This is a genomic window from Streptomyces sp. NPDC020362, from assembly GCF_040642095.1.
GTDB lineage: Bacteria > Actinomycetota > Actinomycetes > Streptomycetales > Streptomycetaceae > Streptomyces.
Map to the genome: position 1 here is coordinate 19,223 of NZ_JBFAET010000050.1, position 24,495 is coordinate 43,717.

General features: G+C 71.7%; 21 protein-coding genes. 13 read left to right on the top strand and 8 right to left on the bottom strand.

Going from position 1 to position 24,495, the window contains the following annotated elements; translation table 11 throughout:
- Positions 1-102 precede the first annotated feature (102 nt).
- Entirely contained in the window at positions 103-588 is a 486-nt protein-coding gene (locus AB0H32_RS19965) for a DUF6099 family protein (protein WP_361121966.1), read from the top strand.
- A gap of 647 nt (positions 589-1,235) precedes the next feature.
- On the opposite strand, the gene AB0H32_RS19970 is transcribed toward AB0H32_RS19965, so the two are convergent.
- The 3 genes from AB0H32_RS19970 to AB0H32_RS19980 form a co-directional block, all read right to left on the bottom strand.
- On the bottom strand, positions 1,236-1,421 hold the full coding sequence (locus tag AB0H32_RS19970) for a hypothetical protein (protein WP_361121969.1): 186 nt from the start codon (positions 1,419-1,421) through the stop codon (positions 1,236-1,238).
- A gap of 662 nt (positions 1,422-2,083) precedes the next feature.
- The gene (locus AB0H32_RS19975; protein ID WP_361121973.1) at positions 2,084-3,004 is read right to left on the bottom strand and encodes an LLM class F420-dependent oxidoreductase; all 921 of its coding nucleotides are present in this window, start codon (positions 3,002-3,004) and stop codon (positions 2,084-2,086) included.
- 242 nt (positions 3,005-3,246) lie between these two features.
- Complete coding sequence (locus AB0H32_RS19980) at positions 3,247-3,855, bottom strand: DUF4352 domain-containing protein (RefSeq protein WP_361121976.1); 609 nt, start codon at positions 3,853-3,855, stop codon at positions 3,247-3,249.
- A gap of 234 nt (positions 3,856-4,089) precedes the next feature.
- Between AB0H32_RS19980 and AB0H32_RS19985 the strand changes: the two genes are divergently transcribed.
- Together AB0H32_RS19985 and AB0H32_RS19990 are read left to right on the top strand one after the other, a co-directional pair.
- Positions 4,090-4,584, top strand: coding sequence for a hypothetical protein (locus AB0H32_RS19985; protein WP_361121979.1), 495 nt, complete (start codon positions 4,090-4,092; stop codon positions 4,582-4,584).
- Entirely contained in the window at positions 4,581-4,787 is a 207-nt protein-coding gene (locus tag AB0H32_RS19990) for a hypothetical protein (RefSeq protein WP_361121982.1), read from the top strand. The genes AB0H32_RS19985 and AB0H32_RS19990 overlap by 4 nt, the downstream gene beginning before the upstream one ends.
- Before the next feature lie 90 nt (positions 4,788-4,877).
- Here the strand turns inward: AB0H32_RS19990 and AB0H32_RS19995 are convergent, their stop codons facing one another.
- Positions 4,878-5,798 (bottom strand): serine hydrolase, encoded by a 921-nt coding sequence (locus AB0H32_RS19995; RefSeq protein WP_361121985.1) that lies wholly within the window; start codon positions 5,796-5,798, stop codon positions 4,878-4,880.
- A 178-nt stretch (positions 5,799-5,976) separates the two neighbouring features.
- Here AB0H32_RS19995 and AB0H32_RS20000 point away from each other — a divergent pair, with 178 nt between their 5' ends.
- From AB0H32_RS20000 to AB0H32_RS20015, 4 genes are all read left to right on the top strand, one after another.
- Entirely contained in the window at positions 5,977-6,915 is a 939-nt protein-coding gene (locus tag AB0H32_RS20000; protein WP_361121987.1) for a hypothetical protein, read from the top strand.
- A gap of 76 nt (positions 6,916-6,991) precedes the next feature.
- Entirely contained in the window at positions 6,992-8,458 is a 1,467-nt protein-coding gene (locus tag AB0H32_RS20005) for a 3' terminal RNA ribose 2'-O-methyltransferase Hen1 (RefSeq protein ID WP_361121990.1), read from the top strand.
- Positions 8,455-10,998 carry a polynucleotide kinase-phosphatase gene (locus tag AB0H32_RS20010; RefSeq protein WP_361121993.1) on the top strand — a complete coding sequence of 848 codons (2,544 nt, stop codon included), beginning with the start codon at positions 8,455-8,457 and terminating at the stop codon, positions 10,996-10,998. The genes AB0H32_RS20005 and AB0H32_RS20010 overlap by 4 nt, the downstream gene beginning before the upstream one ends.
- A 768-nt stretch (positions 10,999-11,766) precedes the next feature.
- Positions 11,767-13,209 (top strand): RiPP maturation radical SAM C-methyltransferase, encoded by a 1,443-nt coding sequence (locus tag AB0H32_RS20015; RefSeq protein WP_361121996.1) that lies wholly within the window; start codon positions 11,767-11,769, stop codon positions 13,207-13,209.
- Here the strand turns inward: AB0H32_RS20015 and AB0H32_RS20020 are convergent.
- On the bottom strand, positions 13,151-14,038 hold the full coding sequence (locus AB0H32_RS20020; protein WP_361121999.1) for a hypothetical protein: 888 nt from the start codon (positions 14,036-14,038) through the stop codon (positions 13,151-13,153). The genes AB0H32_RS20015 and AB0H32_RS20020 overlap by 59 nt on opposite strands.
- Positions 14,035-15,189: an SPFH domain-containing protein gene (locus AB0H32_RS20025; protein WP_361122002.1), complete on the bottom strand. Its 1,155-nt coding sequence runs from the start codon at positions 15,187-15,189 to the stop codon at positions 14,035-14,037. Before AB0H32_RS20025 ends, AB0H32_RS20020 begins: the two co-directional genes overlap by 4 nt.
- A gap of 130 nt (positions 15,190-15,319) precedes the next feature.
- Here AB0H32_RS20025 and AB0H32_RS20030 point away from each other — a divergent pair, with 130 nt between their 5' ends.
- The 3 genes from AB0H32_RS20030 (at position 15,320) to AB0H32_RS20040 (ending at position 19,218) form a co-directional block, all read left to right on the top strand.
- Entirely contained in the window at positions 15,320-16,543 is a 1,224-nt protein-coding gene (locus AB0H32_RS20030) for an arginine deiminase (RefSeq protein ID WP_361122005.1), read from the top strand.
- Positions 16,544-16,630: 87 nt separating this feature from the next.
- On the top strand, positions 16,631-17,662 hold the full coding sequence (argF, locus tag AB0H32_RS20035; protein WP_361122008.1) for an ornithine carbamoyltransferase: 1,032 nt from the start codon (positions 16,631-16,633) through the stop codon (positions 17,660-17,662).
- Positions 17,663-17,772: 110 nt separating this feature from the next.
- Positions 17,773-19,218 (top strand): amino acid permease, encoded by a 1,446-nt coding sequence (locus AB0H32_RS20040; protein WP_361122011.1) that lies wholly within the window; start codon positions 17,773-17,775, stop codon positions 19,216-19,218.
- On the opposite strand, the gene AB0H32_RS20045 is transcribed toward AB0H32_RS20040, so the two are convergent.
- Entirely contained in the window at positions 19,178-19,630 is a 453-nt protein-coding gene (locus AB0H32_RS20045) for an ATP-binding protein (protein ID WP_361122014.1), read from the bottom strand. The genes AB0H32_RS20040 and AB0H32_RS20045 overlap by 41 nt on opposite strands.
- Positions 19,631-19,926: 296 nt before the next feature.
- Between AB0H32_RS20045 and AB0H32_RS20050 the strand changes: the two genes are divergently transcribed.
- The 3 genes from AB0H32_RS20050 (at position 19,927) to AB0H32_RS20060 (ending at position 23,659) form a co-directional block, all read left to right on the top strand.
- Complete coding sequence (locus tag AB0H32_RS20050; RefSeq protein WP_361122017.1) at positions 19,927-20,754, top strand: enoyl-CoA hydratase family protein; 828 nt, start codon at positions 19,927-19,929, stop codon at positions 20,752-20,754.
- Between the two features lie 90 nt (positions 20,755-20,844).
- Positions 20,845-23,106, top strand: a complete 2,262-nt coding sequence (locus AB0H32_RS20055; RefSeq protein ID WP_361122061.1) for a bifunctional salicylyl-CoA 5-hydroxylase/oxidoreductase — start codon at positions 20,845-20,847, stop codon at positions 23,104-23,106.
- Positions 23,107-23,155: 49 nt separating this feature from the next.
- Complete coding sequence (locus AB0H32_RS20060) at positions 23,156-23,659, top strand: hypothetical protein (RefSeq protein WP_361122020.1); 504 nt, start codon at positions 23,156-23,158, stop codon at positions 23,657-23,659.
- Positions 23,660-23,681: 22 nt separating this feature from the next.
- Here the strand turns inward: AB0H32_RS20060 and AB0H32_RS20065 are convergent, their stop codons facing one another.
- Positions 23,682-24,494 carry a PaaX family transcriptional regulator C-terminal domain-containing protein gene (locus AB0H32_RS20065; protein ID WP_361122023.1) on the bottom strand — a complete coding sequence of 271 codons (813 nt, stop codon included), beginning with the start codon at positions 24,492-24,494 and terminating at the stop codon, positions 23,682-23,684.
- Between the last annotated feature and the right edge of the window lies 1 nt (position 24,495).

A 24,495-nucleotide genomic window follows, 5' to 3' on the forward strand; every position in this document is an offset into this window, starting at 1 on the left:
CTTCCTCTGGCTTTTCGTCCCACGGCACCTCACGCTGGGTAGTGGACAAGGGAGTTCGGACGGACGTGCGGGAACGCACGGTTGACGGGACGGGGGCAGCGCATGGATGCGGTGCGGCTCATACTGACCAGCAGGCGTGCCCTGGCGGGCGGCGCCGACGAGCCCGAGATCATGGCGGAGGTGTGGCAGGCACAGGCCCTGGCCCAGGCGATCGGCAGTCGGCTCGCGGTCTCCGGCCCGCCGGAGCTGCGGGGCGAGGCACTGGGGCTGACCGAGCTGGCGGGCCGCGGCTGCGGCGTCCTGGACCCTCCGGAAGTCGACCCCAAAGACCTGCGCGCCGCACAGCTCACCGAGCTGGCGGACGCCCGGCAGACCCTGCTCAGCCTCGACGGCCTGCTCGGCGAGGTCGGCATGGCCCTGGTCGGCATGGCCAGCACCGCGGCCGACGAGGCGACGTACTGGCAGTGCATGGAGGCCATCGACGCGGCGGACGAATCCCGGGACCGGGTCCTGGAGATGCTGCGCAAGCTGGCGGCGCGCGAGGAGGCGTTACCGGAGAACGCGAAGGACAGCCCGACCGGCGTCTGACACGAGCACCACGCCGCCGAGCCCGACGACCACCCGAGACGACGCCGGCCGCACCGGGACCTCGGAGGCGAACGGCACACGGCCCGGCCCTGCCGTCCCTGCCGACACTTGAGGACGAGCGGCCACATCACTCAGCCCGTGCGGTGTTCGAGGACGGGTGACCACACACCGTCCACCCCGTCCGGAGATCGAGGACAGGCGGCCACACCGCCCACCCGGCCCGTGCAGTGCTCGGGAGCGGCGACCACACCACCCGGCCCGTGCAGTGCTTCGGGAGCGGCGACCACACCACCCGGCCCACGCGGCCTTCGAGGACGGGCGACCACACCCCCGGCTCGCGCGGCATCCCATGGATGAGCGGCCACACCCTCGGCTCGCGCGGCGATTCGTGGACGGGCGACGACACCCCCGGCTCGCGGCGCGTCTCACGGATGAGCGGCCACACCCTCGGCTCGCGTGGCTTTTCGTGGACGGGCCACGACACCCCCGGCTCACGCGGCGTTTGTTCGGTGAGCGACCACATCCCCAGCCTGCTCGGCATGGTGAGGACGGGCGTCCACATCACTCGGCCCGTCCGGCGTTTGAGGACGAGGCCGTTCAGGCCGATGCGGGGGTCTGGGGGCGGCAGCCCCCGGTGCAACGGCACATCACCCCAGCTCAGCCTCTTCGGCCGGCCCCCACTTCGACCCCCCGGCCGACTGCAGATCCGCATCCAGCGCCGACAGATCCGCGTTCAGCGCCGCCATCAGCTCCTCCATCTGCTCGAGCAGCCCCTTCGGCCGACCGGCGGAGCCACCCTGAGGGGGAACGGACTCCACGGACTCTTCGGACATGACGGCCTCCTCGGCCCCCGGCCCCGGGGAGGACCGGGGCGATGACGCGCGAGGACGATGGCCGTCCGGCGCGGGTGCCGGACGGCCCGGCTCCGACCGCCCAACGATCACTGCGGTTGCCGGTCACTGGCCTGCCCGGCCCCCGCGGACACGGTTGACGATTTTCACCCCGACCGGGGATGGCCGCGCCTGGCGGTACCAGTGAGGTTGACGGGGCGCGAGCCGTGCAAAAAGGAAGCCAGGAAGCACAGCTCGACCACGTCCGGCAGAGCATGCAGGAGCTGCACGAGCACCGCTGCAAGGGGCTCTACCAGGGTGCCAAGGGCCCGCCGCGTTGTCGGTAGCGTCTTGAGGGAGCGACGAGGGCGGCTGTGCGGCTCGCTGCCGCCCCGCCCGTGCCTCGCGGACGTCGCCGCAGTCGCCTCGTCCTCCACAGGTCTTTGCGGTGACGGTGTGGGGTTCGATTCCCCCTGACCATGGTGGCGAAGAGGCAGGGGTGCCCCGACGATCCGCGCAGGTCGGTTCGACTCCGGCCCCGTTCGCCGACGAGCCGGAGCGCTGCGCATGCTTGCGCGGTGGCTGGTTGGCGCAGCGCCGGCCCTCGCATGCAGTGAGGACCTGCCGGCTCTGGGGTTCGAGTCCCCGCCGCGACGGTCCGTCCGTCAGACCTGCGGCATGACCTGCGCAGCGATCAGCTCCAGATGGGCCAGGTCGTCAAGGTCCAGGAACTGGAGATAGACGCGCTGCGACCCGACGGCCTTGTACCGCTCCAGCTTCTCGACCACCTCCGCCGGGGAGCCGGCCAGGCCGTTGGCCTTCAGCTCGTCCACGTCACGGCCGATGGCATCCGCCCGACGCTTCACCTCGGCGTCCGTCTTTCCGACGCACGCGATCAGGGCGTTGGAGTAGACGAGGTCGTCACCCTTTCGGCCGTGCGCCTTCGCAGCGGCGCGTACCCGGCCGAACTGCCGCTCACTGTCCTTCACTGAGGCGAACGGGATGTTGAACTCGTCGGCGTACTGCGCCGCCAGAGCCGGCGTCCGTGTCGCACCGTGACCACCGATGAGGACGGGCACCTTGGCCTGAGCAGGCTTCGGCAGCGCCGGTGAGTCCTGGAGCTGGTAGAACTTCCCGTCGAAGTCGAAACGCCGGCCGGTGGGAGTCTTCCAGAGCCCCGTGACGATCGCGAGCTGTTCCTCCAACCGCCCGAACTTCTCCTTCGGGAAGGGGATGCCGTACGCCTTGTGCTCCTCCTCGAACCACCCGGAGCCCAGACCGAGCTCAACCCGTCCGCCGGACATCTGGTCGACCTGGGCCACCTGAATGGCCAGGACGCCGGGGAGGCGGAAGGTGCCCGCCGTCATGAGCGTGCCCAGACGGATGCGGCTGGTTTCGCGTGCGAGGCCTGCAAGCGTGATCCACGCGTCCGTGGGGCCGGGCAGACCGGAGACGCTGCCCATGTGCAGGTAATGATCAGACCGGAAGAACGCCCCGTAGTGGAGTTCTTCAGCGGCCTTTGCGACGCGGAGGAGCGTCTCGTAGGTCGCCCCTTGCTGGGGCTCGGTGAAAACTCGAAGATCCATATCTCCATCATGCACGTCAGTGCTCCGGCGCAGATGCCCACGCATCCGCGGAGAGGACGTGGCTCCGTTGCCGCCACCATGGCGCGACGTCCGGCATCACCCGGGCCTCGAGGTCCGGACGTGCCTCCGTGGCTCGGCTGCAAGGCGAGCGTCCTCGTGAGGCGCAGGTCGCGCGATCGAGCCGCGCCGGGGCTCCGGTGCCGGGAGGAGGCGGCGGCACGGGACGCGAAGGGGGAGTGGCCCTAGTTCGGTAGCTTCACCATGAACGGTACTTCGCCGTTCGGGTCGTCGGTGTACGTGTAGCTCAGGAACCCGCCGCGCCGGGCGACGTCGAGGACGAGCGTCCCCGTCAGGCCCTGGCCCGGCTTGTACGTCGTGTCGAGGCCCGGTCCGTCGCCGACTCGTTCGAGCGTGGTCGCGTCCTGCGCGGCCGCCGACGAGTCCTCCCACAGCAGGTTGCCGTACGTCTCCACGTGCGCCGGCGCCTTGCCGACGTTCCTGAACGTGAGCGTCAGCTCGACGTACTGCCCCTTCGGCCTGTCGGTCGTGTCGATCTCCGCAGGCGTCACGTACTTCGCGCTCACGACAGTGACGGACATCTTCGTCATCACCTTGTGGTTCGCACCCGCACCGTCCGTCTCTCCGACGTCGTACGTGCCCGTCTGACCGACGCTCAGCGCCGACACCGGGGCGGACGGGGACGCCGACGGCGAAGGCTGAACGGTGGACCTCTCCTGCGTGTCGTCGACGACGGTCTTCGACGGCGAGGCTTCGGCGTCGCCCCCTGACGACGTGCACCCCGTCAGCACGACGGCAGTGACCAGAACAGCCGGCACAACGGCACGGCGCATACATGTGCGCATGGCGCAGTCCCCCATGAATCAGTGGCCTCCCCGGCCACGCAGAGAGGCCAGCGTAAGGACAGGTGCAGGCGGCATGTTCGGTAGCGAGGTACTCAGGTACCGAGCTGTGACACGGCGTCGCGCCCGAGGAGGCCGGGTGTCCCCGGAACCTGTGACCGTCCTGTGGCCGGAACTATGGCCTCCGCCACAGCCAGGCTCACCGGCTCCTGATGATCTCGTCCGATGGACGACTCCTGGCTCGGCACGTTCTTCACCTTCCTGTGCATTCCGGCCGTCTTCGCCGTCCCGGTCTGGCTGATCGCCGTCGCCGTCAAGCTCCTCTCCGTCGCCGCGCCCGGCCGGCGGCCGGACTGGCGGTCGGATCTGCTGCGCTGGTCCGCGTGGATGACCGGCTCGGGCGCCGTGATCCTGTATCTGCTCGGCGCCGGGGCGGTCGCGTTCGCCGTGCACGACTCCTCCTCGGGCGCGGACTCCACGCCGTCCCACGACTGCCGCGACGACTACCGGGCCGACCACCTCGTCGGGCAGACGGCCTCCTGGCTGCCGCTGCGCTTCGACTGCGTCCTGGACGACGGCGGCACCTATCCGAGCAGCCCTGCCTATTTCTGGATCAACACGCTGGTCACCGTGCTCGGCCTGGCCACGATCGCGCTGGTGGTGGCGCAGGGGTACGCCGCCGAGCGCCGGGCCCGGGCGAGCGCCGGCGGAGAGCGATGAGCCACCCCTTCCCCGTGCTGAAGTTCCGCGAGGGCGAGCCGGTTCCGATGAAGGAGGCGGCGATCCGTGAGGTGCTGGGTCCCGTCACCGTGGGCTGCCTGCCCGACCGGGGCCTGTCCGAGTGGTGGAACCTGCGGGCCCCGGACGGCGAAGGGGCGGAGGTGTACGGCGGCGCCACAGGCCTGGCGTTCACTCATGTCTGAGGCCGCCTCGTCCTCGACACTCTCGAGGCGGTGGGGGCCGAGGAGTCGGTGAGGGCGGACAGGTGTCCGCCCGGCCCTCACCGCCGTGCCTCAGCCGCGCTGCGCGAAGCCGTAGTCGAGGATGTTCTTCGCGTCCTTGAACCGTTCGTCGTCCGTCGTGTCCGCGAGCACCGTGCCCACGACCGTCCTGCCGCCCCGGGTCGCCGCGAAGACCAGGCAGAACTTCGCCTCGGGGCCCGATCCGGTCTTCACGCCGATCGCGCCCTGATAGGTGTTCAGCAGGGTGTTCGTGTTCTTCCACGCCTCCATCGCGTGCGTGCCGCCGCCGGGCCGGTACGACTGCATGTCGGGGTACACCTTGGTGCCGACGACCTTCTTGAACGTCTTGTTCTTCAACGCGACCCCGGCCAGCTTGGCCAGGTCCCGCGGGGACGCGTGGTTCTTCCCGTTGGACACCCCGTCGAACGAGTCGAAGTGGGTGTGCGTCATGCCCAGCTCGTGCGCCTTGCTGTTCATCTTCGCGATGAACGACTTCGTCCGCTGGGCCGTCGTCGATCCCGATCCGTACGTGTCCGCCAGCGCGTACGCCGCGTCGCACCCGGACCGCAGCATGAGCCCGTACAGCAGGTCGCCCACCTTCATCGAGTCGCCCAGGATCAGCTTCGCGGTGGAGTACCGCAGCTGGTGGGTCTTCGGGTCGACGACGTAGTCCGTGTACTCCTTCTTGATCTTCACCTTGCGGCCGAGGTCCACGTTCCGCTGCGACAGCACCACGAGCGCCGTCATGATCTTCGTCGTGGAGCCGGTCCGCAGCTCGGTGTCCGCCGCCTTCCCGAACAGCGTCCTGCCGGTGGCGGCGTTCATCGCGTACGCGCCCTGGGCCGACACGGTCGGCGCCGACGGAGCGGCCTGTGCGGGAGCGGCCGTGAGAACCCCCGTGGACAGCACGGCGCCGGCCGTCGCCGCGATCGCGGCCCGTCTGCCCATGCGCGTGCCTGTGCCGATGGTCATCGTTGTTCCCGTTCTGTCAGTGGTCAGTTGACGGTTCATCACTTCACCAGGAGCCGGACCGAAGGACCATGGTGGAGATCACAGATGGCCGAGCAATGTGGTCGGCCTGTGGACTTCCGGTGCCGGAACTGTGGGCTCCGTCACGGCGCACATGATGCGGGCCTGATCGGATGGCCGGGTGCGCAAAGGTCTCCCTCTCGTCGTCACCGGCCTGCTGGCTCTGACGGCCTGTCAGCTCGTCGGCCAGGACGATGCCGCCGCCGACACCCGCAGCCTGAACACCATGGAGGCGTTCCCGCTCCACCCCTACCTGACGGACTCGTCGTCGGACGGGGGGAAGGCCATCGGGACGGCGCAGTGGATCCTCGCGAAGAAGTGCATGGTCCGGCTCGGCTTCGCGGGCTTCTCGACGCTGAACACCAGGACCGTCGAGTCGACGTACCCGGTCCGGCGGGGAACCCTCGCGAGCCGCGCCATGATCGGTGACGACAGTCCTTACGGGGTCGACGATCCCGACCGGGCGGCGCAGCACGGCTACCACGACCGGAAGCAGGAGGAGTCCTCCCGGCCCCTGGAGTGGCCGGCCGACCAGTACGTCGCCCTCACCGGCTCGTTCGACTCCGGCGACAGCCACCGTGCCCACGGGCACTCCATCCCCGACGGCGGTTGCCTCGGGCAGGCCCTGCGGACGGTCTACGGCTCCGCGCCCAGGACGGAAAAGGTCAACGGCATCAGGGTCACCGGCTACTTCTCGCTGGCTCTCGAACTGTGGAACGAGTCCCGCGGGGCGGCACGCAAGGACCCGGCCTGGAAGAAGGCCGACCGCGCATGGTCGGCCTGCATGAAGGAGAAGGGCTTCCGCTACCCCGACCCGGACGAGGCATCGCTCGACAGCGCGTGGTTCGGGACGGAGAAGCCGTCGAGCAGGGAGCGGAAGACAGCGGCTGCCGATGCCCGGTGCAAGCTCGACACCGACTACATCGACACCGTCCACGCCGTCGAGGCCCGTACCCAGAAGAGGGCCGTCAGCAGGCGCAAGAAGGATCTGGACGCCCTGCGCGCAACACAGGAGCGGGGTGCCCAGAACGCCCGGACGATCATCGCGAAGGAGAAGTGAGCGGGGCGGTCCGCACACCCCGCGCCGCGTCTAAACCGGTGGTCACTGCGGTGCCGGCCCCTGGATACTGGGACATGTGTTCCTGACGATATCCACGAGCGGCACCGCCGCCCTCCCGGCAACCGACCTCGGGTTCCTGCTGCACAAGCACCCCGACAAGGCGCAGCGATTCTCCACCTCCTACGGCACCGCGCACGTCTTCTACCCGGAGGCGGACGCCGAACGCTGCACGGCCGCGCTGCTGCTGGAGGTCGACACGGTCGCGCTGGTCCGCCGGAGCAAGAGCAAGGGCCGTGGCGGAGCACCCGACGCGGCACTCGCGCAGTACGTCAACGACCGCCCCTACGCGGCCTCCTCGCTGCTCGCGGTCGCCCTGAGCGGCGTGTTCTCCAGCGCCATGCGGGGCGTGTGCAACGCCCGCCCGGAGCGGGCCGCCGCGCCCCTGCCGCTGCGCATCGAGATACCCGCACTGCCCGCCCGCGGCGGACCCGAGCTGGTGCGGCGGCTCTTCGAACCGCTGGGCTGGGCGGTGACCGCCGAACCCGTCCCCCTCGACACCGAGTTCCCGCAGTGGGGCGCCTCGCGCTACGTCCGCCTCGTCCTGGAGTCAGAGGCGCTGACCCTCGCGGACGCGCTGCGCCACCTGTATGTGCTGCTGCCGGTTCTCGACGACGCCAAGCACTACTGGGTCTCCTCCGACGAGGTCGACAAGCTGCTGCGGGCCGGCGAGGGCTGGCTGCCCGGGCACCCCGAGCAGAAGCTGATCACCAGCCGCTATCTCTCCCGCCGCTGGTCGCTGACCCGGCAGGCGATGGAGCGCCTGGAGCTGGTGCGCCTGGCCGAGGCGGACGACAGTGAGGTCGAGGCGATCGACAACGCGGTCGAGGGTGACACGGAGGCGGAGGAGAAGCCGACACCGCTCGCCGTGCAGCGCCGCGAGGCGATCGTCGCCGCCCTGCGCGCATCCGGTGCCGCCCGGGTCCTCGACCTCGGCTGCGGCCAGGGACAGCTGGTGCACGAGCTGCTGAGGGACGTGCGCTTCACCGAGGTCGTCGGTGTCGACGTGTCGATGCGCGCGCTCACCATCGCCTCCCGGCGGCTGAGGCTGGACCGCATGGGCGAGCGGCAGGCATCCCGCGTCCAGCTCTTCCAGGGCTCGCTCGCCTACACCGACAACCGGCTCAAGGGGTACGACGCGGCCGTGCTCAGCGAGGTCGTCGAGCACCTCGACCTGCCCCGGCTGCCCGCTCTGGAGTACGCGGTGTTCGGGCACGCACGCCCGAAGACGGTCCTCGTGACCACCCCGAACGTCGAGTACAACGTCCGCTGGGAGACCCTGCCCGCCGGCCATGTCCGGCACGGCGACCACCGCTTCGAGTGGACCCGCGAGGAGTTCCGCACCTGGGCGGCGGCGGTCGCCGAACGGCACGGATACGGGACGGAGTTCATACCTGTCGGGCCGGACGACCCCGAGGTCGGGCCGCCCACCCAGATGGCCGTGTTCCACCGCAACGACACCGAGAAGGAGGCGAAGGCAGCATGACCGAGACGCAGAACAAGGGACGGGTCCTCCCCGTCACCGACCTCTCCCTCGTCGTCCTCGTCGGCGCCTCCGGCTCCGGCAAGTCGACCTTCGCCCGGCGGCACTTCAAGCCCACCGAGGTGATCTCCTCCGACTTCTGCCGCGGTCTCGTCTCCGACGACGAGAACGACCAGAGCGCGTCCCGGGACGCCTTCGACGTCCTGCACTACATCGCGGGCAAGCGCCTGGCCGCCGGCCGCCGCACCGTCGTGGACGCCACCAGCGTTCAGCAGGACGGCCGCCGCCAGCTCATCGAGCTGGCCAAGAAGTACGACGTGCTGCCCATCGCCATCGTGCTCGACGTGCCCGAGGAGGTGTGCGCCGAGCGCAACGCGGCCCGCACCGACCGCGCCGACATGCCCCGCCGGGTCATCCAGCGCCACATCCGCGAACTCCGCCGCTCGCTCAGGCACCTGGAGCGCGAGGGCTTCCGCAAGGTGCACGTGCTGCGCGGGGTCGAGGAGGCCGACGGCGCCACCGTCGTCACCGAGAAGCGGTTCAACGACCTGACCCATCTCACCGGCCCCTTCGACATCGTCGGCGACATCCACGGCTGCTCCGCCGAACTGGAGGCGCTGCTCGCCAAGCTGGGCTACGCCGACGGCGTGCACCCCGAGGGCCGTACCGCCGTCTTCGTCGGCGACCTGGTCGACCGCGGCCCCGACACCCCGGCCGTCCTGCGGCGCGTGATGTCCATGGTCGCGTCCGGGAACGCGCTGTGCGTGCCCGGCAACCACGAGAACAAGTACGGCCGTTACCTCAAGGGCCGCAAGGTCCAGCACACCCACGGGCTCGCCGAGACCGTCGAGCAGATGGAGGGCGAGAGCGAGGAGTTCAGGGCCGAGGTGCGCCGGTTCCTGGAGGGGCTGGTCAGCCACTACGTCCTGGACGGCGGCAGGCTGGTCGTCAGCCACGCGGGCCTGCCCGAGAAGTACCACGGCCGCACCTCCGGCAGGGTGCGCTCGCACGCCCTGTACGGGGACACCACCGGCGAGACCGACGAGTTCGGGCTGCCCGTGCGCTACCCGTGGGCCGAGGACTACCGGGGCCGTGCGGCCGTCGTCTACGGCCACACCCCGGTCCCGGAGGCCACCTGGCTCAACAACACCATCTGCCTGGACACCGGTGCCGTCTTCGGCGGCAAGCTGACCGCGCTGCGCTGGCCGGAGCGCGAGCTGGTCGACGTACCGGCCGAGCGGGTCTGGTACGAGCCGGCCAAGCCGCTGCGCAGCGAGGCGCCGGGCGGGCAGGACGGGCGGCCGCTGGACCTGGCGGACGTGCACGGCCGCAGGGGCGTGGAGACCCGGCACGCGGGCCGGGTCGCGGTCCGCGAGGAGAACGCGGCCGCGGCCCTGGAGGTCATGAGCCGCTTCGCCATCGACCCGCGTCTGCTGCCGTATCTGCCGCCGACCATGGCACCGACGGCGACCTCGCAGGTGGAGGGCTACCTGGAGCACCCGGTCGAGGCCTTCGCGCAGTACGCGGCCGACGGGGTCGAGCGGGTCGTGTGCGAGGAGAAGCACATGGGCTCGCGGGCGGTGGCCCTGGTGTGCCGGGACGCGGACGCGGCACGGGAGCGGTTCGGGGTGGACAGCTCCACCGGATCTCTCTACACCCGTACCGGGCGCCCGTTCTTCGACGACGAGAAGGTGACCGAGGAGATCCTCGGCCGTCTGCGCTCGGCCGTCGGGGAGGCGGGCCTGTGGGAGGAGCTCGACACGGACTGGCTCCTGCTGGACGCCGAGCTGATGCCCTGGTCGCTGAAGGCCTCGGGTCTGCTGCGCAGCCAGTACGCGGCGGTGGGCGCCGCCTCCGGAGCAGTGTTCCCCGGCGCGCTCGCCGCGCTGGAGGCCGCCGCGGCCCGCGGAACCGACGTGGCCGGCCTGCTGGAGCGGCAGCGTGAACGCGCGACCGACGCGGCCGCGTTCACCGACGCCTATCGCCGCTACTGCTGGACCACGGACGGCCTGGAAGGCGTCCGCCTGGCCCCCTTCCAGATCCTGGCCGCCCGCGGACGCAGCCTGGCCGCGCTGCCGCACGACGAGCAACTGGCCCTGATCGACCGGCTGGTGGAGCACGACGGCACGGGACTGCTCCAGACCACCCGGCGGCTGTGCGTCGACACCGGTGACCCCGAGTCGGTCCGGGCCGGCGTGGACTGGTGGCTGGAGATGACCGGCCGGGGCGGCGAGGGCATGGTCGTCAAGCCGGTGGGTGCGCTGGTCCGCAGCCCGGAGGGCCGGCTGGTGCAGCCCGGCATCAAGTGCCGGGGCCGCGAGTACCTGCGGATCATCTACGGTCCCGAGTACACCCGGCCGGACAACCTCGCCAAGCTGCGGCAGCGGTTCCTGAACCACAAGCGGTCGCTGGCGATCCGTGAGTACGCCCTGGGCCTGGAGGCCCTGGACCGGCTCGCGGAGGGCGAGCCGCTGTGGCGGGTGCACGAGGCGGTGTTCGGGGTGCTCGCCCTGGAGTCGGAGCCGGTGGACCCGCGCCTGTAGACCGGCGCACCGGAGCCGGCGCACCGGAGCCGGTGGACCGGAGCCGGTGGACCGGCACAGAACACCCTTGTGTCCCTCGCGCACCTGTCCATGTGATGGACGGCTGTGCGGCACAAGGGTGTTCGCATGTGCGGAGTGAGGGTGGACATGGAGATCAGGAAGATCGTGGTCCGCGAGGAGCGGAGCACCAGCCGCCGGCCGGCGATCCTGGAGAAGCGGCCGACCCGCTGAGCATGCACGTTCACCTGGTCACGATGCCCTGGCATCCCCTCGACCTGCCCTCCCCGCAACTGGGCCTGCTGAACCGGATCGTGCGGCAGGCCCGCCCCGGCGACCGGGTGACCGAGTTCCACGGCTCCCTGCGCTGGGCGGAGTTCCTGCTGGAGCACTCCGGGGGCCGGCTGCGTCCCGGCGACTGCGTGGCGGTCGGCAGCGACGCGATCTTCCACGGCCTCGGCGACTGGGTCTTCTCCGGCGTCCTGTACGACGACCCGGGCTGGGGCCTGGCCCGGCTGCGGGACTACGCAGCCGACCGGGAGGTCTTCGTCGACACGGCCGTCGCCATGCGTCCCTACGCCGCCGGATTCATCGCCGCCCGCGCCGCCGAGGTGCTGGCGGCCGAGCCCGACGTGGTCGGGTTCACCACCACGTTCATGCAGAACGTGGCCTCCCTCGCGCTCGCCCGCGAACTCAAGCACCTCAGGCCCGGGTTGACGGTCGTCTTCGGCGGCAGCAACTGCGAGGGCCCTGCACCGCAACCACCCCTTCGTGGACCGTGTGGTGCGCGGCGAGGCCGAGTACGCCTTCCCCGCCCTGCTGGAGCACATGGAGGAGGGCACCCCGCCAACGGACGTGCCCGGCCTGTGCTGGTGGGACGGCCACGGGTCGCGGGCCAACACCGAGACCCGGCGGACCGTGGCGCCCGCCGGCATCCCCGCGCCCGACTACGACCAGTGGCAGGCCGCCCTGGACGCCTCACCGGTGCAGGAGTACGTCCACCCCAAGCTGGTGGCCGAGGGTGCCCGCGGCTGCTGGTGGGGCGAGAAGCACCACTGCGCCTTGTGCGGGTTCAACGGCTCCGCGATGGCCTTCAGGGCCAAGCCGGGCGAGCGGCTGTGGCAGGAGATCGACCGGCTGGTCCGCCGTCACCGCCTCCTCGACGTGGTCACCGTCGACAACATCATCGACATGGCCTACTTCCGCGACCTCCTGCCCCGCGTCGCCGAGAGCGGCTGGGACCTGCGGCTGCACTACGAGGTCAAGTCCAACCTCACCCCCGGGCAGCTCCGGCTCCTCGGCGAGTCCGGCACGGTCCACATCCAGCCCGGCATCGAGAGCCCGGGCAGCCGGGTCCTCGACCTCATGGACGAGGGAGTCACCGGCGCCCGCAACGTGCGCACCCTGCGCGAGTGCGAGAACCATGCCCCGACCTGCTCCTGGAACCTCCTCCACGGCTTCCCCGGCGAGACGGCGGACGACTACACGCCCGTCATCGACCAGCTCCCCGCCCTGGTCCACCTCCAGCCGCCGAGCGGCGCCCACCGCATCCAGCTGGAGCGCTTCAGCCCCCACTTCACCGACCCGGCGCTCGGCTTCGGCAAGCGCTGTCCGGCCGAGACGTACCAGCGCGTCCACGACCTGCCCGAAGGCGAACTCGCCGACCTCGTCTACCTGTTCGACACCGAGGACGCGGGCATCCGCGGCCCGGTCGAGCAGCGGCTCAGGGGCGCGCCGGCCGCATGGCGGGCCGGACACGCCGACTCACGGCTGCTGTTCGAGGAGTCCGGCGAGGAGCTGCTCGTGGTGGACCGGCGGCACGGCCGCCCACCCGCCACACACCGCTTCACCGGCCGGCGGCGGCCCTGCGCCTCCTGGAGGGCGGCCGCAGCGCCGCCGCCCTGCACCGGCTGCTGGCACAACGCGGCCATGACGTGCCGGACGGGCCGGGAGGCCGTCGGCCTGCTCGCGGCCGAGCGGCCGGCCCTGGTCGGCGGCGGCTGGGCGGTGGCCCTGCCGCCGCGCATCCGGCGCCGGCCGGTCCCCTGCACCGCGATCCGACCCGCGGCTCAGGCCGGCGGGAGCCGCTGTTCGCACGTCCCGACCCGGGGCTCGGGCCGGCCGGGGCCGGTCTCCGCGTCCCCCGCTGCGGGGTTCAGGCCAGCCGGAGCCGCTGTTCGCACACGCCGACCCGGACGGTCTGTCCCCAGGTGAGCTGGAGCGCGTCGCTCTCGATGCCGTCGCCGAAGGCGATGAGCCGGTCGGACTCCACGGTGACCGTCAGGGATGCCGAGGCCGCCAGTTCGCCCGCCAGCAGGGCCGTGCCCGTCGCCGGTGACGGCCAGGCCTCACGGACGAACCACACCAGCCGGTCCTCGGTGGGGGAGGGCAGCGGAAGCCGGCTGCCCCGCTCCTGCCACACCGAGCGCAGCCAGCCGGTCGCGCCGGTGCCGGTCCCCACCAGCACCCCGGAGGAGGCCTGGGCCTCGACGGCACCCCCGTCGTCGTCGAGGCCCAGGCGGTAGCGGGCGGTCTGGTGGCCCGGTGTGCCCAGGTAGATCTCGTTGAGCGCCACCAGCCGCTGGGTGTCGTCGGCGACGGCCTCCACCATGGTGAGTTCGTCCACCGTGCCGCCCCGCGCCGTCAGGATCTTCGCCGCGTCCTGCGGGCGGTGCCGTACGAGCACGCCGGGGTTGCGGCCCGGGTCGGTGTCGATGCCGATCACCGGCTGGCCCGTCAGGTACTTGGCGACGTTCGCCACCAGCCCGTCCTGGCCGACCACCACGACCACGTCCTCCGGCGCGAACAGGAAACGGTCCAGGTCGGACCGCTCCACCTGGGCCTGACGCCAGGTCAGCGGTACGGCGGAGACGACCTCGGCCAGGGCCCGGCGGGCGCGGCGGTGGCGTTCGGCGACCTCCTCGACGTCCCGGCCGCGGGAGGCGAGGAAGAAGGCGGCCTGGCCGTGTGTGCCGTGCCGGGCCACCAGCTCCTCGTACTCCGTCGTGCGGCGGACCAGGACGGCACGCGGCGCGAGGCTCACCGCGCCGCCTCGGGCGGGCCGCCGCCCAGCTTCGCGAGCAGCCCGGTCAGCACGTCCGGCGAGACGGTCACGCTGTCGATCCGCGGCAGGTTCTCCGCGAGGCGGGTGGCGGTGAGCGCCTGCAGGGTCACCGTCCCGTCGATGCCGGCCTCCGCGTGCACCCGCAGCCAGGCGGCCTGCGCCTGCGCCCGTGCCTCGCCGACCTCGCGCGCGCCCTCGGCCTCCGCGCGGGCGATGCGCTCCGCCCGGGCGGCCTCCGCCTCGGCGAGCTTCAGGGACCGCGCCGCCTCCGCCTCGGTGAGCTTCAGCGTCCTCGCCGCCTCGGCCTCGGCCAGTTCGACCGAACGGGCGGCCTCCGCCCTGGCCAGCGTCACCGACCGCTCCGCCTCCGCCCGGGCGCGCACCGCGTCCGCGGCCGCCTGCTCCTCGGCCTCGCGGCGGGCGTTGGTGCCCCGCTGCTCGACCAACTGCTCCTCGCGGCGGGCCAGTTCGATCCGGCTGGCCAGCTCGTTCTCGGCGATGGTGCGCTCCCGCTCGACCGCCACGGCCCGCCGTTCGTAGGTCGCCCGGTCGGCCTCCTGCTGGATCAGCTCGCGGGCCGGGGTGCGCAGCGCCCGCTCCACCTCCGGCTCCGGCCGCAGCGCCATCACGCGGACGGCCACCACCTCGATGCCGGTGGCGGGCAGCCGTGGTTCGGCGCCGAGGCCGGCCGCGACCCGTTCGCGCACCGCCGTGACTCCGTCGGCGAGGGCTGCCGACAGCGGCGTACGGGCCAGGACGTCCAGCGCGTGCTGCTGGGCCGTCTCGGTCAGCAGCGTGCCCAGCTGCTCCAGCGGGGTGCCCCGCCAGGCGCCGGTGTCCGGGTCGACCGAGAAGTCCAGGCGGGCGGCGGCGACGGCCGGGTCGGCGATCCGGTAGGTGACCGTCGCCTGTACCGACACGTCCTGGAAGTCGGACGTGCGGGCGTGGAAGGTCATCGCCAGCTCCCGGTCGTCGACCGGCACTTCGGACAGCGCGGCGGTCAGCGGACGGAACCAGAAGCTGAGCCCGGGACCGTCGTGCACGAGCGTGCCGGAGCGGTGGTGGCGGATGTGCGCCGTGGGCGCGCCGCGCAGATGGCGCCAGCCCAGGCGCCGGGTGATGTCGGCCATGGAACCCCTCGCTTTTCGTCATCGCGACGATAATCCGGAGGTCCTGTTCTCGTCAATAGGACGAAAACAGGAAGCGCCAGAAATGGCCGAGAAGCGCGTGAAGACGGGCGGGGATGGCCAGGATGGAGGCATGGCATACCACGTCGACTCCGAGGCCGGGCGGCTGCGCCGGGTGATCCTGCACCGGCCCGACCTCGAGCTCAAAAGGCTCACCCCCAGCAACAAGGACGCCCTCCTCTTCGACGACGTGCTGTGGGTGCGCCGGGCGCGCGCCGAGCACGACGGGTTCGCCGACGTCCTGCGCGACCGCGGGGTCGCCGTCCATCTCTTCGGCGATCTGCTCACCGAGACCCTGGCCGTCCCCGGGGCCCGCACCCTGGTCCTCGACCGGGTCTTCGACGAGAAGGAGTACGGCCCCCTCGCCACCGACCACCTGCGCGCCGCCTTCGACGGGATGGGCCCGGACGAGCTGGCCGAGGCCCTGGTCGGCGGCATGACCAAGCGGGAGTTCCTGGACGCCCACGCGGAGCCGACCTCGGTCCGCTTCCATGCCATGGACCTGGACGACTTCCTCCTGCGCCCGCTGCCCAACCACCTCTTCACCCGCGACACCTCGGCGTGGATCTACGACGGCGTCTCCATCAATGCGATGCGCTGGCCCGCCCGGCAGCGGGAGACGGTGCACTTCGAGGCGATCTACCGGCACCACCCGCTGTTCCGCGACGAAATGTTCCATGTCTGGTCCCGCGGGCAGGCCGACTACCCCTCCACCATCGAGGGCGGCGACGTGCTGGTGATCGGCAACGGGGCCGTGCTCATCGGCATGAGCGAGCGCACCACCCCGCAGGCCGTGGAGATGCTGGCGTACAAGCTGTTCGCGGCCGGGTCGGCGCGTACGATCGTCGCGCTCGACATGCCCAAGCGGCGGGCCCTCATGCACCTCGACACCGTGATGACCATGGTCGACGGCGACACCTTCACCCAGTACGCGGGACTCGGCATGCTGCGTTCGTACACCATCGAGCCGGGCGTCGGTGAGCGGGAGCTGAAGGTCACCGACCATCCGCCGGAGCACATGCACCGCGCGATCGCCGCCGCCCTCGGGCTCGGCGAGATCCGGGTGCTGACCGCCACCCAGGACGTGCACGCGGCCGAGCGCGAGCAGTGGGACGACGGCTGCAACGTGCTCGCCGTCGAGCCCGGTGTCGTCGTCGCCTACGAGCGCAACTCCACCACCAACACGCATCTGCGCAAACAGGGCATCGAGGTGATCGAGATCCCGGGCAGCGAGCTGGGCCGGGGCAGGGGCGGCCCCCGCTGTATGAGCTGTCCCGTCGAGCGCGAAGCGGTGTGACCGAACCGACCGCCGGCTCCTGAATATAAATGCCGACGGTCGTATAGAATTCCAAGGTCCTTTCAGTCGTACCCCTGGAGCGCCCTCATGGCGACAGTCCCGACCGCCCTCGCCGGCCGCCACTTCCTCAAGGAGCTGGACTTCACCGAGGAGGAGTTCCGCGGCCTGGTCGAGCTGGCCGCCGAGCTGAAGGCCGCCAAGCGGGCCGGGGCCGAGACGCAGTACCTGCACGGCAGGAACATCGCGCTCGTCTTCGAGAAGACCTCGACGCGCACCCGCTGCGCGTTCGAGGTCGCCGCCGCCGACCAGGGCGCCCACACGACCTACCTCGACCCGGCCGGCTCGCAGATCGGGCACAAGGAGTCCGTGAAGGACACCGCCCGCGTCCTCGGCCGGATGTTCGACGCCATCGAGTACCGCGGGCACGGCCAGGGAGTCGTCGAGGAGCTGGCCACCTACGCCGGGGTCCCCGTCTACAACGGCCTCACCGACGAGTGGCACCCCACCCAGATGCTCGCCGACGTGCTCACCATGACCGAGCACACCGACAAGCCGCTGACCCGGGTCGCCTTCGCCTACCTCGGCGACGCCCGCTACAACATGGGCAACTCCTACCTGGTCACCGGCGCGCTGCTCGGCATGGACGTCCGCATCGTCGCGCCCCGGCTGCTGTGGCCGGACGAGACGATCATCGAGTTGGCCCGGCAGCTCGCCACCGCCTCCGGCGCCCGGATCACGCTCACCGACGACGTGAAGGAGGGCGTGCGCGGGGCCGACTTCATCGCCACCGACGTCTGGGTGTCGATGGGCGAGCCGAAGGAGGTCTGGGACGAGCGGATCGCCCTGCTCGGCCCCTACGCCGTGACCATGGACGTGCTCCGCGCCACCGGCAACGACCGGGTGAAGTTCCTGCACTGCCTGCCGGCCTTCCACGACCTCGGCACCGCCGTCGGCCGCGAGATCCACGAGCGGCACGGACTGACCGAGCTGGAGGTCACCGACGAGGTGTTCGAGTCCGAGCACTCCGTCGTCTTCGACGAGGCGGAGAACCGGATGCACACGATCAAGGCGATCCTCGTGGCCACCCTCGCCCGGCCTGCGTCACACAGCATTGTCTGACCTGCCTCACCAGGCCTTATCCTGACCGGCGGCCCGGCACCACCCCGGCCGAGGCCGCCATTGCGACCCACCGATGGTCGCCCGCACCACCAGAAACGAGCACCACCCGCATGCCCGCTCCCCGCATCAAGTCCCCTGGCGCGCTGATAGCCGAATCCGGCGCGGACCGTGAGGGCCACGGTCTCAAGCGCACGATGGGCCTCTTCCAGCTCATCTGCTTCGGCGTCGGCGCCATCGTCGGCACCGGCATCTTCGTCGGTCTGTCCGACTCCGTCGCCCAGGCCGGCCCGGCCGTCGTGGTCTCCTTCGTCCTCGCCGCGATCACCTGCGTCTTCACCGCCCTGTCCTTCGCCGAGCTGGGCGGCGCGATCCCGGTCTCCGGGTCCTCCTACTCCTTCGCCTACGCGGGCCTCGGCGAGTCCACCGCCTTCCTGGTCGGCTGGTGCCTGCTGCTGGAGTACGGCATCTCCATCTCGGCCGTCGCGGTCGGCTGGAGCCAGTACGTCAACGAACTCCTGCACAGCCTCACCGGCTGGCAGCTCCCGCAGGCGCTGTCCGCCGGTCCGGGCGACGGCGGGGTCGTGAACCTCCCCGCCGTGATCGTCATCGCGATGGCCTCCGTGCTGCTGGTGCGCGGGGTGCGCGAGAGCGCCCGGGCCACCGCCGCCATGGCCGCCGTGAAGCTCGTCATCCTGCTCGCCTTCTGCGCCATCGGCTACAGCGCCTTCAAGGACGGCAACCTCACCCCGTTCTCCCCGGCCGGCCTCGGCGGCATCGGCGCGGGCACCACCGCCGCGTTCTTCTCCTACATCGGCTTCGACGCGATCACCACGGCCGGCGAGGAGGCGAAGAACCCGCGCCGGGACATCCCCGTGGCGATCCTCGTCTGCATGGGCCTGGTCACCCTCCTGTACTGCGCGGTCGCGGTCGCCGCGATCGGCGCCATCGGCGGCGACCAGGTCGCCGGCCGCCCCGCGGCGCTGTCGTACGTCGTCAACGAGGTCACCGGCTCCGCCGTCGGCGGCGGGGTCATCGCCTTCGGCGCGGTCGTCGCCATCGCATCCGTCGTCCTCGCCGTGATGTACGGCCAGACCCGCATCCTGATGTCGATGTCCCGGGACGGCCTGATCCCGCGCGTCTTCGAGAAGGTGTCGCCGCGGACCTCCACCCCGGTCGCCGGCACGCTGATCGTCGCGGTGGTCTTCGCGGTCCCGGCGGCCTTCGCCTCCCTGGACGCCGTGATGAACCTGTGCACCATCGGCACGCTCGCCATCATGGCCGTCGTCAACATCGTCGTGATCGCGCTGCGCCGCCGCGAGCCGGGCCTCGCCCGCAGCTTCCGGGTGCCGCTCTACCCCGTCGGCCCGCTGCTCGGCGTCGGTTTCTGCCTCTACCTGATGTACGAGACCGGCTGGCAGACCTGGATCCAGTTCGCGGTGTTCCTCGCGGTGGGACTGCTGATCTACGTCGCCTACGGGCGCCGGCACTCCACGCTGGCCAAGGCGTCCCGCGAGGTCACGCCGGACGCCGCTGAGCAGGAATTGCAGGCAGTCTGAACCACACCGCCTTGCCCGACGGGGTGGGGCGGTGACCACAGGACGAACTGAGGGCGCGGATCAGCAGCAGACCGCGCCCTCCCTCCTGCCAGGGGTCGGGCTGCTCGATCACCGGACGGGTCAGATGGCCGGGTGGCGCCGGGTCCGGGTCGTGCACCTCGACCTGGCAGCCGCTGGGCTGCAGCTCCACCACCAGCTCTATCGGGCCGCGCCCCGCGGTGTGCTCCACCGCGTTGGCGACCAGCTCGGCCGTGAGCAGCTCGGCGGTGTCGCTGCACGCCGCGTGCTCCACCTCGGCGAGAGCCGTCCGCACCAGGGCACGCGCCACGGGCACGGCCGCGGTGGTGTGCGGCAGTGCGATGCGCCAGGAGGCCGATTCGGCGGGGCGTTCGTGCAAGGCGAGTCCGTTCATGGAGCAGGATGTCCTGCTTTCAGCTGTAGGAATGGTACGGGCCCGGCCACGGAGGCCGTCGTCGGGTGCCGCCCGGGACCTTCCGCCCCGGTACCGGGCGGCTTACCCCGGACAGCGCCCCGCCTCGCACGGCCGTCCCCACTGTTACCGCGCTGTGGACGATCGGTGACGCGCGTGACGGGACCCGGCCGTCCCGGCAGGCTGCTGTCGCGCCCTCGTGACGACAGTCACAAACAAGTGATAGCGTCATGGGACAGCGCAACGTGAGGCACCGCCCCCCTAGGAGGCCGCACGTCATGAGTCCCTTCACCGGCTCCGCCGCCCGTACCCCCGAGTGGGAACACCTGCGGGTCGAGCTCGCCGACGGGGTCGCCACCATCACCCTGGCCCGCCCCGCCAAACTCAACGCCCTCACCTTCGGTGCCTACGCCGACCTGCGCGACCTGCTCGCCGAGCTGTCCCGGGAGCGGTCGGTCCGCGCCCTGGTGCTGGCCGGCGAGGGGCGCGGCTTCTGCTCCGGCGGCGACGTGGACGAGATCATCGGTGCCACCCTCGCCCTGGACACCGCCCAGCTGCTCGACTTCAACCGGATGACCGGGCAGGTGGTTCGCGCGATCCGGGAATGCCCGTTCCCGGTGATCGCCGCCGTGCACGGCGTGGCGGCCGGCGCGGGCGCCGTACTCGCCCTCGCCTCCGACTTCCGGGTCGCGGACCCCTCGGCGCGGTTCGCCTTCCTCTTCACGCGCGTCGGCCTGTCCGGCGGCGACATGGGGGCGGCCTACCTGCTGCCCAGGGTGGTCGGCCTCGGCCACGCCACCCGCCTGCTGATGCTCGGCGAGCCGGTACGCGCGCCCGAGGCCGAGCGGATCGGCCTGATCAGCGAGCTGACCGAGGAGGGCGGCGCGGACGAGGCGGCCGCCGCCCTGGCCCGCCGCCTGGCCGACGGCCCGGCCCTGGCGTACGCCCAGACGAAGGCCCTGCTGACGGCCGAGCTGGACATGCCCCTGGCCGCATCGGTGGAACTGGACGCCTCGACCCAGGCCCTGCTGATGAACGGCGAGGACTACGCGGAGTTCCACGCGGCGTTCACGGAAAAGCGCCCGCCGAAGTGGCGGGGGAGGTGACCTACTGTGCCGACCTCAGGGGCGCGGGGAACTGCGCGACGAGCCGCAACGCACCCGCACCCGCAGAACGACGCAGGCCACCCCCAACGCATCGCGATCATCGGCGGCGGCCCGGGCGGCCTCTACGCCGCGGCGCTCCTGAAACGGCTCGACCCCGCCAGGGAGATCACCGTCTGGGAACGCAACGCCCCCGACGTGACCTTCGGCTTCGGAGTGGTCCTCTCCGACGAGACCCTCGGCGGCATCGAGCACGCCGACCCCGTGGTCTACGAGGCACTGCAACGCGACTTCGTCCGCTGGGACGACATCGACATCACACACCGGGGAACCTGCCGGACCTCCGGCGGACACGGCTTCGCCGCACTCGGCAGGAAACGCCTCCTGGAGATCCTGCACGAGCGCTGTCGCACCCTCGGCGTGGAGCTCCGCTTCCGCACCGAGGCACCGGACCCCGAGCAGCTCTCGGCGACCCACGACCTCGTCATCGCCGCCGACGGAGTCAACAGCACCACCCGGGCGGCCTACGCCGAGGTGTTCCGCCCGCAGGTGGCCGCGCATCGCTGCCGTTACATCTGGCTCGCCGCCGACTTCGCCTTCGACGCCTTCCGCTTCGAGATCGCCGAGACCGAGCACGGCGTGATGCAGCTGCACGGTTATCCCTATGCGGCCGGCGCCTCCACCGTCATCGTCGAGATGCGCGAGGAGGTCTGGCGGGCGGCAGGCTTCGAGGACCTGGACGAGGCCGAGTCGGTGGAGCGCTGCGCCAAGATCTTCGCGGAGGCCCTCGGCGGACGCCCCCTGCGCTCCAACAAGTCCGCCTGGACCACCTTCCGCACGGTGGTCAACGCGCACTGGTCGCACGGCAACGTCGTCCTCCTCGGCGACGCCGCCCACACCGCCCACTTCTCCATCGGCTCCGGCACCAAGCTCGCCGTGGAGGACGCGCTCGCGCTGGCGGCGTGCCTGGAGGAGCAGCCCGACGTCCCGTCGGCACTGGCCGCCTACGAGGAGGAGCGCAGACCCGTCGTCGCCTCCACCCAGCGCGCCGCCCGGGCGAGCCTCGAATGGTTCGAGAACCTGCGGCTGTATCTCGAACAGCCGCCGGGCCAGTTCGCCTTCAACCTGCTCACCCGCAGCCGCCGCGTCACCCATGACAACCTCCGGCTGCGCGACGCCCGCTTCACGGAGGCCGTCGAGCGCGAGTCCGGCTGCCCGTCCGGCACGCCCCCGATGTTCACGCCGTTCCGGCTGCGCGGACTGACCCTGCGCAACCGGGTCGTCGTGTCCCCGATGGACATGTACTCGGCCGTGGACGGCGTCCCCGGTGACTTCCACCTCGTCCACCTCGGCTCCCGTGCCCTCGGCGGGGCGGGGCTGGTGATGACCGAGATGGTGTGCGTGAGCGAGCAGGGCCGGATCACGCCCGGCTGCACCGGCCTCTACACCGGACGCCAGGGCGAGGCCTGGAAGCGGATCACCGACTTCGTGCACGCCCAGGCACCCGGTACGGCGATCGGCGTGCAGCTCGGGCACTCCGGCCGCAAGGGCTCGACCAGGCTGATGTGGGAGGGCATGGACGAGCCGCTGCCCGACGGCAACTGGCCGCTGGTGGCCGCCTCTCCACTGCCGTACGGACAGGGCAGCCAGACCCCGCGCGAGCTCTCCCGCGCCCAGCTCACCGACATCCGCGAGCAGTTCGCCGCGGCCGCCTGGCGGGCCGCCCGGTCCGGCTTCGACCTGCTCGAACTGCACTGCGCCCACGGCTACCTGCTCTCCGGCTTCCTGTCCCCGCTCACCAACCACCGCACCGACGCCTACGGCGGCTCGCTGGACAAGCGGCTGAAGTTCCCGCTGGAGGTCTTCGACGCGGTGCGCGGGGTGTGGCCGGACGAACGGCCCATGACCGTCCGGATCTCCGCCACCGACTGGAGCGAGGGCGGCACCACGGCCGAGGACGCGGTGGAGATCGCCCGGGCGTTCGCCGCGCACGGCGCCGACGCGATCGACGTGTCCACCGGACAGGTGGTGGCCGAGGAACAGCCCGAGTTCGGCCGTTCGTACCAGACACCGTTCGCCGACCGCATCCGCAACGCGGCGGGCATCCCGGTGATCGCGGTCGGCGCCATCTCCTCCTGGGACGATGTCAACTCCCTGATCCTGGCCGGGCGCACCGACCTGTGCGCCCTCGCCCGCCCGCACCTGTACGACCCGCACTGGACCCTGCACGCGGCCGCCGAGCAGGGCTACGAAGGTCCCGCAGTGGTCTGGCCCGCGCCCTACCGGGCAGGCAGCCGCCGCCCCCAGACCGGCCGCACCGACGCCCCCAAGCCCCGCCTGACGCTCGGCGGCTGAGGCCCGTCTGCTGTACTCGCGTGCGAGACGGCGAGACGACGGAGAGACCATGAGCACGCTGTACGACTATTTCTGGGCGGCCGACCGGGCCACGGCGGTCGACTGGGCCATCGGCCCGGACGGGGACTGGCTGAAGGGAGGGTCGCTGGACAAGGAGTGCGCGGACCGGCTGGAGGTGAAGCGCCTGGACCCGAACCTCGTGCTGGGCAAGCTGGTCTCCTTCGCCGCGGGCATACCGTTCGGCAGCGTCGTGGATCCGGAACTGGTCTGGCCCGACCCGGAGGAGTGGCCCTACGGCCGGCAGCCCGCGCCCGGCACGGCGTACCCCTGGGACAGCGGTCTCGTCCTCCAGGAGCTTCCCGAGAGCTGGCTCGACACACTCGCCGGGGTCACCGAGGACGCGGTGCCCATGCTCGCGCTCCAGTGGCTGGACATCGAGGAGATCCGCTTCGCCGACTACCTGGACGCGGAGGACCACGTCCGCACGTTCGTCGGAATGGCCCGCCGGGCCAAGGCGGCCGACGGGCGGCTCTACTGCTCCTTCTGTGTGTGACCGACCCGGACCCTGGGCCTCCTCACACCCCCACGAACTCCGCCCCCGCGTCCCGCAGCCGCGCGTGCAGGGTGCGGAACACCTCCGCCGAGCGGACGCCGGGCCAGTCGGCCGGGAGGAGGGGGGCGGGGAGGCCGGGGTCGGAGTACGGGAGGTGGCGCCAGGAGTCCAGCGCGAGGAGGTAGTCGCGGTAGGCCTCCTCGGGCGGGGTGTCCGTGCGGTGCTGCCAGGCGTGCAGGACGGGGGCGTGCGCGTCCAGGAAGCGTTCGTGTTCCTTGGCGATCGCCGTCAGGTCCCACCACCGGGCGACGGCCTCGGGGGTGGGGGCGAAGCCGAGGTGCTCGCCGCGGAAGAAGTCCACGTACGGGTCCAGGTGCAGGCGGCCCAGGGTGTGCCGGGTCTCCTCGTAGAGGCGGGCCGGGGCGATCCACACCCCGGGCGCCGCCGTGCCGAAGCCCAGACCGGCCAGCCGGGAGCGCAGCACGTGCCGCTTCTGCCGCTCCGACTCGGGGACGGAGAAGACCGCGAGGACCCAGCCCTCGTCCCCGGGGGGCGCCGTGGCGTAGATGCGGCGGTCGCCGTCGTCCAGCAACTGGCGTGCCTCGGCGGAGAGTCCGTAGCCGGCCGCGCCGGTCTCGGTGCGGGCCGGCAGCAGCAGGCCGCGCCGTTTGAGCCGGGACACCGAGGACCGCACGGACGGCGCGTCCACGCCGACCGCGGCCAGGAGCCGGATCAGTTCGGCGACGGGCACCGGGCCGGGCATGGAGCGGCCGTACGCCCCGTAGAGCGTGACGATGAGGGACCTGGGGGCGTGCTGCTCGGACACGTTGATCATT

Bases quoted from the DNA above. Each gene is read 5' to 3' on its own strand.
- AB0H32_RS20065 (WP_361122023.1), bottom strand. From the start codon at position 24,494: ATGATCAACGTGTCCGAGCAGCACGCCCCCAGGTCCCTCATCGTCACG.
- AB0H32_RS19975 (WP_361121973.1), bottom strand. From the start codon at position 3,004: ATGGATCTTCGAGTTTTCACCGAGCCCCAGCAAGGGGCGACCTACGAG.
- AB0H32_RS20010 (WP_361121993.1), top strand. From the start codon at position 8,455: ATGACCGAGACGCAGAACAAGGGACGGGTCCTCCCCGTCACCGACCTC.
- AB0H32_RS20045 (WP_361122014.1), bottom strand. From the start codon at position 19,630: ATGAACGGACTCGCCTTGCACGAACGCCCCGCCGAATCGGCCTCCTGG.
- AB0H32_RS19985 (WP_361121979.1), top strand. From the start codon at position 4,090: ATGGACGACTCCTGGCTCGGCACGTTCTTCACCTTCCTGTGCATTCCG.
- AB0H32_RS20050 (WP_361122017.1), top strand. From the start codon at position 19,927: ATGAGTCCCTTCACCGGCTCCGCCGCCCGTACCCCCGAGTGGGAACAC.
- AB0H32_RS20030 (WP_361122005.1), top strand. From the start codon at position 15,320: ATGGCATACCACGTCGACTCCGAGGCCGGGCGGCTGCGCCGGGTGATC.
- AB0H32_RS19980 (WP_361121976.1), bottom strand. From the start codon at position 3,855: ATGCGCCGTGCCGTTGTGCCGGCTGTTCTGGTCACTGCCGTCGTGCTG.
- AB0H32_RS19990 (WP_361121982.1), top strand. From the start codon at position 4,581: ATGAGCCACCCCTTCCCCGTGCTGAAGTTCCGCGAGGGCGAGCCGGTT.
- AB0H32_RS19970 (WP_361121969.1), bottom strand. From the start codon at position 1,421: ATGTCCGAAGAGTCCGTGGAGTCCGTTCCCCCTCAGGGTGGCTCCGCC.
- AB0H32_RS19995 (WP_361121985.1), bottom strand. From the start codon at position 5,798: ATGACCATCGGCACAGGCACGCGCATGGGCAGACGGGCCGCGATCGCG.
- AB0H32_RS19965 (WP_361121966.1), top strand. From the start codon at position 103: ATGGATGCGGTGCGGCTCATACTGACCAGCAGGCGTGCCCTGGCGGGC.
- argF (WP_361122008.1), top strand. From the start codon at position 16,631: ATGGCGACAGTCCCGACCGCCCTCGCCGGCCGCCACTTCCTCAAGGAG.
- AB0H32_RS20025 (WP_361122002.1), bottom strand. From the start codon at position 15,189: ATGGCCGACATCACCCGGCGCCTGGGCTGGCGCCATCTGCGCGGCGCG.
- AB0H32_RS20060 (WP_361122020.1), top strand. From the start codon at position 23,156: ATGAGCACGCTGTACGACTATTTCTGGGCGGCCGACCGGGCCACGGCG.
- AB0H32_RS20040 (WP_361122011.1), top strand. From the start codon at position 17,773: ATGCCCGCTCCCCGCATCAAGTCCCCTGGCGCGCTGATAGCCGAATCC.